The sequence below is a fragment of the Xanthomonas fragariae genome (genome assembly GCF_900183975.1).
Lineage (GTDB): Bacteria > Pseudomonadota > Gammaproteobacteria > Xanthomonadales > Xanthomonadaceae > Xanthomonas > Xanthomonas fragariae.
Map to the genome: position 1 here is coordinate 2,814,098 of NZ_LT853882.1, position 13,889 is coordinate 2,827,986.

Genomic DNA, 13,889 nt, shown 5'->3' on the forward strand with positions numbered 1-13,889 from the left:
TGCTGCGATGTGCGCCGTGCGGCGACTCAGACCAACTGCACTGCATCGGCCTGCGGGCCCTTCTGACCTTGCACGAGGGTGAAGCTGACCTTCTGACCTTCCTTGAGGCTCTTGAAGCCCTGGATCTGGATCGCGCGGAAATGGACGAATACGTCCTGGCCATTTTCGCAACTGATGAATCCAAAGCCTTTGGCATCGTTGAACCACTTCACGACACCATTTTCGCGTTCAGTGTTGGACATCCTGACTGACTCCCTACGACACTGTGATGGACTGACGGTGGTGGCTGTGATTGCAAGGAGGAAGCGAGGTACAAGGATGTAGCGGATCAGACGATCTGCCGCATCAGGCCACGATTCGCGGTGACCTTTGCAAACAGCAGCGGCTGCAACTTAACCCGCACAAAACGAACTTTCAAGCACCTCTTGCACATTTCTGTCAAACCTTAAACAGAGCATTTCTAAACATCATGGACACGACCGTTGTCTATTACATTCTGGCCGGAGCGCTGGTACTGATTGGCTTTGCCGGCGTCATCCTGCCAGCGCTGCCGGGTCTGCCGCTGGTGTTCGCAGGCTTGCTCGTCGCCGCATGGGCAACCGGCTTTGCCCACGTCAGCTGGATCACGCTGGTGATCCTTGCGCTGATCACCGCGTTGTCGTTCGTGATTGACTTTTTCGCCACGCTCTACGGGGCGCAGCGCGTGGGCGCCAGCAAGCTGGCGTTGTGGGGCTCGGTGATCGGCTCCATTGCCGGCATCTTCTTCATGCCGATCGGGCTATTTGTCGGCCCGTTCGCTGGTGCCTGGATTGGCGAGTACTACCAGACCCGCAAGACCGGGCAAGCCACCAAGGTCGGCGTCGGCACCTGGTTGGGCATCATGCTCGGCACGGCAACCAAACTGGCGCTGGGCCTGTGTATGCTCGGCGTTTTTGCGATTAGCTGGTTTTTCTAGGGATTTTGGCAAATGCGGATGACGGCACTCATAGCCGTCGCTTCATCACTGCACTTATCCGTGCACGGTAGCGGCTGCATGAGCGGCCTCAGCCTCAATCACCTGCCCAACGGCCGCGAAGATGCGTTGTCGCGTTCATGGAACCGAGTGATCCTCAATATAGGTCTGGATCGCGAGAACCGGGCGCTGACGCTGCGCCTGTGGTTCCCAATCACGGAGCACCGCGCCGACGCCAACAATTCTGATATCGAGAATCACATGGGTTGCGGCGATGCCATCTTGGTCTACAACAAGGACAGCCACGATTTCGCGATGATCGCATGCCACTCGCTACGTGGTGTCGATCGCTCGCACGGCTCGCTCCAGTGGGGATTATGGCTTCCTGATCACCAATTTTTTGCGCGGCCACGTGCAGGTATTCGACGGTTATGGCGAAAGCTTGATCGACTACAAAGCGACCTGTATCGGTCTGGGCGTGTCGTCGTTGGAGTGGCTTCAAGCGCGATTGACAATACTGCTGGGCTGTCGCCAGGCTGGCGCTCACGATTTCTTACAGCTATTCCAAATGCTGGTTTGCCACGCCGTTCGGTAAAGTTAATAAAAATAGAAAAATCCGGCATGTTCGCATGCCGGATTTTTCTATTTCTGGCACTCCAAGCAAAAAAATAAGACCACCCGACTACGAAATTCTTCTGTACTCAGTGGCACGCAGCCAACGCAACAATGATTACCTGATTCGCGGAGCATCCGGCACTGCCGACGGCGCTGAACGCGCGAAGTTCAAACCAATCTCGAACACATACTGCGATTTACTCCTGCGCAATCTCAGGCAACATCACTGCCACCGTGAATGCATCGCATCGACTCAGAGCCTGTTCACGATCTTTTGAGTAGAAGCGCCAAGAAGGCCAGATGGATGAACTGCAAGCTGGTGTTGAGTTTGCGCTCGCAGTTCTTCCACAGCCTTCGGTTTTTCTCCAGCCAGGCAAAACTGCGCTCGACGATCTAGCGCTTGGGCATGACCTTGAAGGTGTGCAGTTCGCTGCGCTTGGCAATCTGCACCGTGAGCTGCTCGCCTAGAATCTCTCGCACGCCTTCGGCAAACGGTACTCCGGTGTAACCACTGTCGCACAGCAGGCTTTGTACATGCGTCAAGTTTGACTGACAGCGCTCCAGCGCCCGCAGCGCACCTTTGCGGTCGGTCACCTCCGCCGTCGTCACCGCGATGGCATGGGGCAACCCCTGGGTATCAACAGCGATATGCCGCTTGATGCCCGACACCTTTTTGCCCGCGTCATATCCCTTTTGCCCGGCTGTGTCCGTGTTCTTGACGCTCTGCGCGTCCACGATCAAGAACCTGCTGAAGATGTTGCGCTCCTGTTTCTGGCGGGCCACGCCAACCTGATTTTTTGAGCGCCCGCTCCAGCAGGCTCACTCCTTCATCGTCGCACTCGCTCCACTTGGCAAAGTACGCGTGCACGGTCCGCCACTTCGGAAAGTCGCTGGGTAGCGCTCGCCATTGGCAACCGGTTCGCAGCACGTACAACACTGCGCACCACACCTCATACATATCCACTCGGCGTGGCTTGGTGCGCTTGCGCGCTTGTTCCAGGATCGGGAGGATGTGTTCGAAACGCTCCCGGCTCATGTCGCTCGGATAGGTTTTTTGGCGCATCCGCAGAGTCTGCACCAATCAGGAAAGATCGTGAACAGGTTCTCAGACGTCGAAGAAATCCACCTTGCCATTTTGCAAGGTGTAATACGCACCGACCACGCGCACTTTACCAGCGCGCAGCGGCTCGAGCAGCGTGGGCTCGGAGGCGGCGCGCAGACCATCGACGGTGCGCTTTACGTTGGCCTTGACCGAGACGGCCAACAGGTCGTCACCGCCCTGGCTCTTGGCGGTCAGCACGGCCGGAACGATGGGCTCGATCATGGCGCCGATCGCTCCCGGAAAGAACGTGTTGTTCTCCACAACCGATACTGCCGCTGCCACTGCGCCACAGCTCTCGTGGCCCATCACCACCACCAGCGGCACACCGAGCTGGCTCACCGCATATTCGATCGAACCCAGCGCGGTGGTATCGACGGTATTACCGGCATTGCGGACGATGAACATCTCACCCAGTCCGCGACCGAACAGCAGCTCCGGCGGCACGCGTAAATCCGAGCACGACACCAGGATCACGAACGGGGTCTGGCCCAGGGCAAGTTCCAGCCGACGCTTGCTGTCGGAAATCACCTTCTTGGGACGGTTTTCGACGAATGCGGCGTTGCCGTCACGCAGCACCTGCAACGCCTGCTCGGCACTCAGATCGGTTTTCTTCAACCGAGCCGCGCGCAAGGCGAACGGAAGAGACGCCGCAGCGGCCGCGATCGGCGCGCAACAGGCGCATTGCAGCAATTTTCGACGGGATGCGGAATGCGACATGGACGAACCCCTGCCCGCTTTAGGTTCCGAAATGGAATTACGTTTCTAGTAAATAATAAGGTCTCAAAAAGAGACTATAAAGACTGGATTTCTCGACCGGCCCAGGGGCTTCAGGTCCAGTCCGTTAAACCCTCGCGGCGATAGGTTTCCTGGAATGCCGGTCGGGCTTTCATTCGCTGCGCATCGAGTTCGATCAGCAGCCAATGCACGACCAAGGCTGCAGTGCTGGGGGTTTGGTACAGCGTGTTCGACATGCGTGAGGTCCGGTGCGAGTGAGTGAGCCAATATCAGGCCCGATGCGGCAGCAATCGCTTCGTGCTGTTGCAGATGACCTGCATGCGCGCGTGCCACATCGACAACAAGAAAGCCGGAGCATGCCCCGGCTTTCTGGATGCGACAGCGCGTTGAATCAGGCCTCGACGACGACTGGAATCTTGCCAATGCGCGACTGCCATTGCCGCGGGCCGGTCTTGTGCACCGATTCGCCAGTTGAATCCACCGCCACGGTGACCGGCATGTCCTTGACTTTGAATTCGTAGATCGCTTCCATGCCGAGATCTTCGAACGCCAACACGCGCGCAGCCTTGATCGCCTTCGAGACCAAATACGCCGAGCCGCCGACCGCCATCAGGTAGACGGCCTTGTTGTCGCGGATGGCCTCGATTGCCGCATCGCCGCGCTCGGATTTGCCGACCATGCCTAGCAGACCGGTTTGCTCGAGCATCTGGCGGGTGAACTTGTCCATGCGGGTGGCGGTGGTCGGGCCGGCCGGGCCCACCACTTCGTCGCGCACCGGGTCGACCGGGCCGACGTAGTAAATGAAGCGATTGGTGAAATCGACCGGCAGTTTTTCGCCGCGATTAAGCATATCGATCATGCGCTTGTGCGCAGCATCGCGGCCGGTCAGCAGCTTGCCGTTGAGTAGAACCACTTCGCCCGGCTTGAAACTGGCGACTTCTTCCCGGGTGATGGTGTCCAGGTCGACCCGGCGCGCGTTGGTCGGGTTGTAGGTGAGCTTGGGCCAGTCTTCCAGGGAGGGCGGATCCAGCATCACCGGGCCGCTGCCATCCAGGGTGAAATGGGCGTGGCGGGTGGCGGCACAGTTGGGAATCAGCGCCACCGGCAGATTGGCGGCATGGGTCGGGTAATCCTTGACCTTGATGTCCAGTACCGTGGTCAGGCCGCCCAGACCCTGCGCACCGATGCCGAGCGCGTTGACCTTTTCGTACAACTCAAGACGCAGTTCTTCGGCGCGATTGGAGGCGCCGCGCGCCTGTAGATCGACAATGTCGATCGGCTCCATCAACGCTTCCTTGGCCAGCAGCATCGCCTTTTCGGCGGTGCCGCCGATGCCGATGCCGAGCATGCCCGGCGGGCACCAGCCAGCGCCCATGGTCGGCACCGTCTTGAGCACCCAATCGACGATGGAGTCGGACGGATTGAGCATGGCGAACTTGCTCTTGGCCTCAGAACCGCCGCCCTTGGCCGCGACGGTCATCTCGACATGGTGCCCAGGCACGATCTTGACGTTAACCACCGCCGGGGTGTTGTCCTTGGTGTTTTGGCGCTTGCCGGCGGGGTCGGCCAGCACGCTGGCGCGCAGCTTGTTGTCCGGGTGGTTGTAGGCGCGGCGCACGCCCTCGTTGACCATGTCGTCCACGCTCATCGTGGCGTCGTCCCAACGCACCTGCATACCGATTTCCAGGAATACGGTGACGATGCCGGTGTCCTGGCAGATCGGGCGATGTCCTTCGGCGCACATGCGCGAATTGATCAGGATCTGCGCAATGGCGTCCTTGGCGGCCGGCGATTGTTCGCGCTCGTAGGCGGCCGACAGGTTCTTGATATAATCGATAGGGTGGTAGTAGCTGATGTACTGCAGCGCGTCGGCGACGGACTGGATGAGGTCTTCCTGCTTGATCGAGGTCACGGCTGGCTCTACGGCTGGCGGGGGCAATCCGGGCATTTTAAGCCAAACTCCGGGCGCGTCTTGGCGCCGCGTCGATGGAAGCGATTGACCGACGCGCGCGTTGCGCTTTGCCCTGCGGGCCTTCGCCACTAAGCGGTATGCCGTTGGCAACCGGAGATGTGTCCAAGCCTCAACACTCCGCGCCCACGCCGCGCACGGCACACTATCGCGATGTCAGCTTCCCGTTCCGGCGCCACCGCGCCCGCCGCCCGTACCGGCCCTACCCTGCGCGAGCGTCTGGATGCACTGCGCAATCTGCCCCCGTTCCTACGCCAGATCTGGCAGACCAGCCGTTGGCTGAGCCTGAGCAGCATCGGCTTGCGCGTGCTGCGCGCGTTGATGCCGTTGGCCTCACTGTATATCGGCAAATTGATCATCGACGAGGCGATCCACCTGGTCGGCCAACCGCAGGCGTTCGATTCGCTGACCCAGGCAATGAGCAGCGGCCGCGTGAACCTGCTGCTGGAATTGCTGGCGCTGGAACTGGCCCTTGCGATCGGTTCGGACCTGCTCGGCCGGTTGATCGGCTATGCCGATGCGCTGCTGTCGGAGTTGTTCAACAATGTCGCCAGCGTGCGGCTGATGGAACACGCTGCACAGCTGGATCTGGAGGACTTCGAAGACCCCGACCGGCAGGACAAGCTGGATCGCGCACGCCGCCAGACCATGAATCGTATGAATCTGATGAGCCAGTTGTTCGGGCAAGTGCAGGACGCCATCACCGTGGTCAGTCTGGCGGTGGGCTTGTTTGTCTATGCGCCGTGGTTGATCGCACTGCTGGCGATCGCCTTGATTCCTGCGTTTATCGGTGAGGCGCACTTCAATGCGCTGGGCTATTCGCTCAACTTTCAATGGACGCCGGAGCGGCGCCAGCTCGACTATCTGCGCCAGGTCGGCGCCAGCGTCGAGACGGCAAAAGAAGTCAAAATTCTCAACCTGCACCGCTTTCTGATCGCGCGGTATCGTAGGTTGGCCGACAAATTTTTCCTGGCCAATCGCGCACTGGCACGCAAGCGTGCGCTGTGGGGCGCGCTGCTGGCAGCGCTAGGCACATTGGGCTACTACATGGCTTATGGCTACATCGCCTGGCGTACCGTGCGCGGCGATTTCAGCATCGGCGATCTGACTTTTCTGGCCGGCAGTTTCCTGCGCTTGCGGCAGTTGCTGGAGGGTCTGCTGATCGGGTTTTCGCAAGTCGCCGGCCAGGCATTGTATCTGGACGATCTGTATTCGTTCTTCAACATCGCCCCGGAGATCCGCTCACGCCCGAACGCACTGCCGGTACCGCGGCCGATTCGCCGCGGCTTCGTATTCGAAGACGTGGGCTTCCGCTATCCGGACGCCGAACAGTGGGCGGTGCGGCATCTGGATTTCGAATTGCGTGCCGGCGAAGTGGTGGCATTGGTCGGCGAAAACGGGGCCGGCAAGACCACCCTGGTCAAGCTGCTGGCGCGACTTTACGACCCAGACGAAGGCCGCATCCTGCTCGATGGCCACGATTTGCGCGATTACGATCTGGACGATTTGCGCGCCAATCTCGGCGTGATTTTTCAGGACTTCGTGCGCTACCACCTCAGCGTCGGGGAGAACATCGGCGTCGGCCAGGTGGATGCGATGAACAACGCGTTACGCATCCGCGCCGCTGCGCAACGCGCGATGGCGGGCGCGCTGATCGACAGCTTGCCCGATGGCTACGACCAACTGGTCGGCCGTCGCTTCAAAAACAGTGTGGATCTGTCCAGCGGGCAATGGCAGAAGATCGCCATTGCGCGTGCCTACATGCGCGATGCGCAGCTGATGATCCTGGACGAACCCACCGCCGCACTGGATGCGCGCAGCGAGTTCGAGGTGTTCCAGCGCTTCAAGGAATTGTCGGACAACCGCACCGCGGTGCTGATCTCGCACCGCTTCTCCAGCGTACGCATGGCCGACCGCATTCTGGTACTTGCCGCCGGGCGTATCGAAGCCAACGGCACGCATTCGGAACTGATGGCGCAGGGAGGGCGTTATGCCGAGTTGTTCGAGCTGCAGGCGGCTGGGTATCGGTGAGGCCGGGAATGGAGATTCGGGAATCGCTAGAGGCGCTTTCCGGGACGCTGACAGGTACCGTGGGTTCTTGATCAGAACGCAGCTGCACTTGATTCTCGATTCAAGATTCACGGCCCATTATCCAAATGAGATCCTCTCTCATTTGGCTGGCTTGAGGTAGAATTGTCGGGTACTCTTGCCACGACACTAAACGGTATGTCTTCCGCTTTCGGCGCCGAAACGGTGCTTGAGGTCCGTCACTGGACCGATGCCTACTTCAGCTTCACCACCACCCGCGATGCCGGTTTCCGTTTCGAGAACGGTCAGTTCGTGATGATCGGCCTGGAAACCGAAACGCGCCCGTTGTTGCGTGCGTATTCGATTGCCAGCGCCAACTGGGAAGAACACCTGGAATTCTTCAGCATCAAGGTGCCCGGCGGCCCGCTGACTTCGCGGCTGCAGCACATCAAACCCGGCGACAAGGTGCTGGTCGGCAAAAAGCCCACCGGCACGCTGCTGATCAGCGATCTGCATCCGGGGCGCAACTTGTATTTATTGGGCACCGGCACCGGCCTGGCACCGTGGTTGTCGGTGATCAAGGACCCGGAAACCTACGAGCGTTTCGACAAGGTGATCCTTACCCAGGGCGTGCGCTTCGTGCAGGATCTGGCTTATCGCGACTACTTCGAGCGCGAGCTGCCGCAGCACGAATTTCTCGGCGACATCCTGCGCGACAAGTTGCTGTATTACCCGGCAGTGACGCGCGAAGCGTTCGCAAATAAGGGCCGCTTGACCGAGCTGATGGCCGATGGCCGCATGCAGCAGAGCCTCGGTTTGCCGCCGCTGGATCCGGTCAACGACCGCTTCATGATCTGCGGCAGCCCGCAGATGCTGACCGACCTGCGCACCCTGCTGGATGCACGCGGCTTTCAGACCTCGCCACGTATCGGCACCCCTGGGCATTACGTGTTCGAGCGCGCGTTCGTCGAGAAGTGATGTAACGCGCAAGACACGCCGACACCGCAGTATCGTCGGAGCGCGCTGGCGCGCGATGAGGTCTTCCCGACAGGGCCTCATCGCGCACAAGTGCGCTTCTTAGAGCGTGTTATGAACTTTGAAAGAGGGTGGCTGCATTTCCAAGCATCAGGATCGTGAAGACGACGAAGTGCAAACCGGCCAAGGTTTCCGGCAATCGCTCGTAGTCGCGTGCCAGCCGTCTGAAACGATTGGCCCATCCGAAGCTGCGCTCGACAACCCAACGGCGCGGCAGCAAGACAAAGCCTTTTTTCGCTTCTTGCAGCTTGATCACGTGCAACTCAATGCCTTCTTCCGTGGCCGCCTGCGCCGGTTCTTGACCGGTGTAGCCCTGATCAACAAAGGCGATCTTGACCGTTTCACCGGTCACGTGTTGTACCTCTTGTGCCAACGATCGGACTTGCGCGCGCTCCTGCTCATTAGCCGGCGTCACCTGGACAGCGAGCAGATGTCCAAGCGTATCGACGGCCATGTGTACCTTGCTGCCTTTCTTGCGTTTATAGCCATCGTATCCAGCACGCGGCCCGCTTTCGCAGGTGGACTGCAGCGTGCGAGCATCGAAAATGACCGCGCTCGGCTGGCCTTTTTTCCCTTGCGCCACACGCAAGAGTGAGCGCAGATCACTGACCATGGCCTCAAAGCAGCCCGCTTGCAGCCAGCGCTGTGTTTACTGATACACCGCTTCCCAGGGCGGAAAATCGTTGGGAAGCAATCGCCATGGTGCGCCGGCGCGCGCGATCCACCGCAGTGCGTTGAACATCGCGCGTAGCTCATACTTGCGCTGCGGTGCCTGCACGTCCATCAGCGTCAAATAGGGAGCCGCAAAGGCCCATTCTTCGTCGGAAATATCGGTGGAATAAGGCTTACGAGGCTTCATCCGTATACGTTAGCGTGACAAGGGCAAAGTTCATAACACGCTCTAAGGTGTGCCACGCGCTGCCACTGCGCCCAACGCACGCTCGATATCCGCAGCCAGCGCCTCCGGCCTGGTGGTCGGCGCATAGCGCTCCAGCACGCTGCCGTCGCGGCCGATCAGGAACTTGGTGAAATTCCACTTGATCGCTTCGGAACCAAGCACGCCGGGCTGTTCGTGCTTGAGCCACTGCCACAACGGATGCGCGCCGCTGCCATTGACCTCGATCTTGGCCGCCAGCGGAAAATCCACTGCGTAATCGAGCGAACAGAACTGACGGATCTGCGCTGCATCGCCCGGCTCCTGATGACCGAACTGGTCGCACGGAAACCCGATCACCACCAAGCCACGCTCGCGATAGCGCTGCCACAACGCCTGCAAGCCAGCGTATTGCGGGGTGAAACCGCATTTGGACGCGACATTGACCACCAGCACCACCTTGCCGACCTCATCGCGCATCGACCGCGTACGACCTTCCAGATCGGTGAATTCAAACGTGGACAGCTCGCTCATGCCAGTCTCGCGTACTTGGGAAAGCAGCAGACTAGCGCAGCCAACCATCTCGCTGTATTGCGACCGTCGTGCGCTGTCCACGCGCGTTTTACGGCTGGACGTCGCTGGCACCGCGCAGTCGGTAGTAGTAGGCAGGTGCAAGCGGCGCGCAGCAATTCCAGCGCCACAGCCATGCATCGGCAGTGCGGGCACTGGCCGCGCCCGCCCAATGGCTGCGTTGTCATCGTGCAGCCATGCCTTTTGTCACACGCCCATCCTGCCCGGCCAGGTTAGCCTGGGCGGCTAGCACGTTGGAGCAACTCTCTTGACCACCCGTCTCGCCTTTGCCCTGGCCGCTTCACTGGGACTTGCCATGCCGTCCTAAAGCATCGCCGCACCCGCCGCCACGCAGGCTGCCACGCAAGCCAATCCGTTCTTTGCCGACAGCACGCTACCGCTGCACTACCCGCAATTTGACAAGATCAAGGACAGCGATTTCGCACCCGCCTTCGATGCCGGCATGACCGAGCAGCTGACGGAAGTGGAGAAGATCGCCAACCAGAAAGCCAAACCGACCTTCGACAACACCATCATTGCGCTGGAAAAAAGCGGCGCCACGCTCGACCGCGCTACCATGGTGTTCTTCAATCTGGTCGGTGCCGACACCAACCACGCGCGCAAGAAACTTCAGGCCGACTACTCGGCCAGATTCGCCGCGCACCGCGATGCGATTTCGCTCAACGGCAAGCTGTTTGCGCGCATCAAGAGCTTGTACGACCGACGCAGTACACTGGGCCTTGACGCGCAAGGCGTGCGCCTGGTCGAGAAGTACTACAGTGATTTTGTGCGCGACGGTGCCAAGCTCTCCGATGCCGACAAGACCACGCTCAAGGCCATGAATGCCGAGCTGGCCAACCTTGGCACCACCTTCAGCCAGAATGTGCTGGCCGAAGTGAACGCCGCGGCGGTGGTCGTCGATGACGTCAAGCAACTCGATGGCTTGTCCGACGAGCAGATCGCATCCGCCGCCGAAGCCGCCAAGTCACGCAAACTCGATGGCGAGTATGTGATCGCGCTGCTCAACACCACCGGCCAGCCGCCGCTGACCCAACTGAACAATCGCGAGCTGCGTAAGAAGATCTACGACGCCTCGGTGTCGCGCGGCAGCCACGGCGGCCAGTACGACAACACCGCAGTGGTGTCGCGCATCATGACGCTGCGCGCGGATAAAGCCAAGCTGCTCGGCTTCGCGACCTACGCCGCTTATTCGCTGAATAACCAGACCGCCAAGACCCCTGAAGCGGTCAACGCGATGCTGAGCAAACTGGCCCCGGCCGCTGTGGCCAACGCCAAGCGCGAAGCGGCTGATCTGCAGGCGATGATCGACAAGGAACAAAAAGGCGCACGCAAGCCGACCTTCAAGCTCCAGGCCTGGGACTGGGCTTACTACAGCGAGAAGGTGCGCCAGGCCAAGTACAATTTCGACGAGTCCCAGCTCAAGCCGTACTTCGAACTGAAGAGCGTGCTGGAAAACGGCGTGTTTTATGCGGCCAATCAAGAATACGGGCTGACCTTCAAGCAACGTACCGACCTGCCGACCTACCGCGACGACATCACTGTCTATGACGTGTTCGACGCCGATGGCAAGCAATTGGCGATCTTCATCGCCGATATGTATGCGCGTGAGTCCAAGCGCGGTGGCGCATGGATGAACTCGTATGTGTCGCAGTCGGCGCTAACCGGGTTCAAGCCGGTGGTCGCCAACCACCTCAACATTCCCAAGCCGCCGGCCGGCCAGCCGACGCTGTTGACCTGGAATGAAGTAACCACCATGTTCCATGAGTTCGGGCATGCGCTGCACGGCATGTTCTCGGACGTGAAGTACCCATATTTCTCCGGCACCAGCGTGCCGCGCGACTTTGTCGAGTTCCCCTCGCAGGTCAATGAGATGTGGGCCGACGAGCCGTCTATCCTGAAGAACTACGCCAAGCATTATCAGAACGGCACACCGATGCCGCAGGCGCTATTGGACAAGGTGATTGTCGCGTCCAGGTTCAACCAGGGCTTTGCCACCACCGAGTACCTGGCTGCAGCAATGCTGGATCAGAACTGGCATCAGATAAGCGCCAACCAAGTGCCCGACGCGACCGGGGTGATGGCGTTCGAAGCAAAGGCGCTGCAGCAGGACGGCATTGCTTACACGCCGGTGCCGCCGCGCTATAAAACGCCGTATTTCAGCCACATCATGGGCGGTTACGCGGCCGGGTATTACGCCTACATCTGGTCCGAAGTGCTCGACGCCAACATCCAGCAGTGGTTTAAGCAGCATGGTGGCCTAAGCCGTGGCAATGGCGACCGTTTCCGCCAGATCCTGCTCTCGCGCGGTGGCAGCGTGGATGCGATGGAACTGTTCCAGAACTTTGCCGGTCACGCGCCGCAGATCGAGCCCTTGCTCGAAAAGCGCGGCCTGAGCGCGCAAGGTGGCGATGGTGCTACGCCGGAAGCGTCGCAGCCCGAGCCGTAATCGCAACTGGCGGAAATAAAAACGCCGCCCGGAGAGATCCGGGCGGCGTTTTTGTTGGTCGTGATGCCGTGCGTCTTGCCGCAAGGCACCGGCATGCCATTTAGCGCTCGACCGCGTCCACACCCTCGAGCAATTTCTTCAGCAGCTTTTCCAGACGCACCTGCTCGGCCTCGCTCAACACGGCAGTTTCAGCGTGCAGCAGCGTGCAGGCATCCGGTAGCAGACTTTCGATCAATGCCAATCCCGCCGGCAACAAGGTCAGTACGATCTTGCGACGATCGTCTGGACTGTTGCCACGTGTGATCAAGCCCTTCTCGCACAGCTGATCAGTCAGCCGGGTGATGTTGGCCGGCTTTTCGCTGGCAGCTTCAGACACCTCAGTCGGCGTCATCGACTGGTCGGGCGTGCCGTACAACATCATCAGAATTTCGTATTCCGGCGGGCTGATGCCGTATGGCTTGAGCCGCATGCAGCCCTGTGTGTGCAACCGCTTGTACAGATGCTTGATCAGCCTCACCAGGACAGCCGGCTCCCGCGGGAAGGCCGGATAACGCAGGCAGGTGTGGTTCACGCGACTTGCGGTAGGCTCGAAACTGCTCATATCACCCATTTGATTACATTACTGAATGGCCGAGCCATTCAATCACATCATCTGCGGGGCGACATCTCAGCGTGCGAAGAGATGTACATGTTCCGGCGCGACCCACGGCAATAATGTCGAGGCTGCAACCTCGGCCGTTTGCGTGCCGTCCGAATACGGGCCGACCTGATACGGCAGAGACACGAACCGAAGCGCGGTGATCTGCCCAGCCGGGTTTAGCACCGGCACAAACTGGGCGAAATTATCGACTTGTGCCGCAGTGCCTTCGGCCATCGTGCGATCGGCCGAGGCGACCTGCTTAGCCTGATCTTCGAACGGAACGCGATCGACTTCCACGCGCTGGGTTGCGGCAGCATGGAGTTTTGCGGCGACCTCGCGGCCGATCTTTTCCCGGCCTGCCGGGTTCGGAATCAAGGCCTGCGCGGTCAATTGCTTGCGTTCCTTGACCAGCCACACGAAGCGCGCCACCAACGGCTCGCCATGCGCGCCGCCGGTATAGCGGCTGCCGTCGGCGGAAACGACAATAAGCTCGGCGGTCTGCAATACGGTCTCGAACGCCAGCGACAACTCATAGGGCGCGGCCGGCTTGTCGTTACCAAGACCGGACACGGCTTCCATCAGTTCGGCACGTGCATCCTGCGCGTAACCACGAATCAGCGCGGTCAGTTCAGGATACGCATCCAACCCGCGTGGGTAGCTGATACCCACCATGTAGGCTGGGGCATGTTCGAGCACGTCTTTCAGCGGGCCGCTTTGCACGGCAACAGGCTCTGCAGGCGGCATTGCCGCAGCAGCTGCATCGGCTGTGGGCTCGGTCGACTCCGCCCTCGTGGGTTCGCGCTGCGTACACCCTGTCAGCAAGGCCAGCATCAGCACCCCCCGCACTTCATTCACTCCGATCGACCGCCCCATTACCACCTGCTCCCCTGATGGATACCTAA

General features: G+C 60.1%; 10 protein-coding genes and 4 pseudogenes. 5 read left to right on the forward strand and 9 right to left on the reverse strand.

What is annotated here, in order from left to right:
* Positions 1 to 26 precede the first annotated feature (26 nt).
* The gene (locus PD885_RS13075) at positions 27 to 242 is read right to left on the reverse strand and encodes a cold-shock protein (RefSeq protein WP_002810685.1); all 216 of its coding nucleotides are present in this window, start codon (positions 240 to 242) and stop codon (positions 27 to 29) included.
* Positions 243 to 469: 227 nt separating this feature from the next.
* On the opposite strand from PD885_RS13075, the gene PD885_RS13080 reads away from it, so the two are divergent.
* Both PD885_RS13080 and PD885_RS13085 read left to right on the forward strand, forming a co-directional pair.
* Complete coding sequence (locus PD885_RS13080; protein ID WP_002810687.1) at positions 470 to 955, forward strand: DUF456 domain-containing protein; 486 nt, start codon at positions 470 to 472, stop codon at positions 953 to 955.
* A 72-nt stretch (positions 956 to 1,027) separates the two neighbouring features.
* Positions 1,028 to 1,448: pseudogene (locus tag PD885_RS13085) on the forward strand (phospholipase A); the annotation flags it as partial.
* Between the two features lie 383 nt (positions 1,449 to 1,831).
* On the opposite strand, the pseudogene PD885_RS13090 reads toward PD885_RS13085, so the two are convergent.
* From PD885_RS13090 to PD885_RS13100, 4 genes and pseudogenes are all read right to left on the reverse strand, one after another.
* A pseudogene (locus PD885_RS13090) lies at positions 1,832 to 2,630 on the reverse strand (IS5 family transposase).
* Positions 2,631 to 2,672: 42 nt separating this feature from the next.
* Complete coding sequence (locus PD885_RS13095; RefSeq protein WP_040762816.1) at positions 2,673 to 3,386, reverse strand: carbonic anhydrase; 714 nt, start codon at positions 3,384 to 3,386, stop codon at positions 2,673 to 2,675.
* 110 nt (positions 3,387 to 3,496) lie between these two features.
* Positions 3,497 to 3,568: pseudogene (locus PD885_RS20825) on the reverse strand (glutathione S-transferase family protein); the annotation flags it as partial.
* Between the two features lie 227 nt (positions 3,569 to 3,795).
* Complete coding sequence (locus tag PD885_RS13100; protein WP_002810692.1) at positions 3,796 to 5,316, reverse strand: fumarate hydratase; 1,521 nt, start codon at positions 5,314 to 5,316, stop codon at positions 3,796 to 3,798.
* Between the two features lie 210 nt (positions 5,317 to 5,526).
* Here PD885_RS13100 and PD885_RS13105 point away from each other — a divergent pair, with 210 nt between their 5' ends.
* Positions 5,527 to 7,404, forward strand: coding sequence for an ABC transporter ATP-binding protein (locus PD885_RS13105; RefSeq protein ID WP_162597149.1), 1,878 nt, complete (start codon positions 5,527 to 5,529; stop codon positions 7,402 to 7,404).
* A gap of 195 nt (positions 7,405 to 7,599) precedes the next feature.
* Positions 7,600 to 8,379: a ferredoxin--NADP reductase gene (locus tag PD885_RS13110; protein ID WP_002810697.1), complete on the forward strand. Its 780-nt coding sequence runs from the start codon at positions 7,600 to 7,602 to the stop codon at positions 8,377 to 8,379.
* 109 nt (positions 8,380 to 8,488) lie between these two features.
* Here PD885_RS13110 and PD885_RS13115 read toward each other — a convergent pair.
* Positions 8,489 to 9,295: pseudogene (locus PD885_RS13115) on the reverse strand (IS5 family transposase).
* 42 nt (positions 9,296 to 9,337) lie between these two features.
* Positions 9,338 to 9,844, reverse strand: a complete 507-nt coding sequence (locus PD885_RS13120) for a glutathione peroxidase (protein WP_002810701.1) — start codon at positions 9,842 to 9,844, stop codon at positions 9,338 to 9,340.
* Positions 9,845 to 10,211: 367 nt separating this feature from the next.
* On the opposite strand from PD885_RS13120, the gene PD885_RS13125 reads away from it, so the two are divergent.
* Entirely contained in the window at positions 10,212 to 12,347 is a 2,136-nt protein-coding gene (locus PD885_RS13125; RefSeq protein WP_087946488.1) for a M3 family metallopeptidase, read from the forward strand.
* Positions 12,348 to 12,447: 100 nt separating this feature from the next.
* On the opposite strand, the gene PD885_RS13130 is transcribed toward PD885_RS13125, so the two are convergent.
* Positions 12,448 to 12,948 (reverse strand): MarR family winged helix-turn-helix transcriptional regulator, encoded by a 501-nt coding sequence (locus PD885_RS13130; RefSeq protein WP_002810706.1) that lies wholly within the window; start codon positions 12,946 to 12,948, stop codon positions 12,448 to 12,450.
* A gap of 66 nt (positions 12,949 to 13,014) precedes the next feature.
* On the reverse strand, positions 13,015 to 13,860 hold the full coding sequence (locus PD885_RS13135) for a polysaccharide deacetylase family protein (protein WP_052032154.1): 846 nt from the start codon (positions 13,858 to 13,860) through the stop codon (positions 13,015 to 13,017).
* Between the last annotated feature and the right edge of the window lie 29 nt (positions 13,861 to 13,889).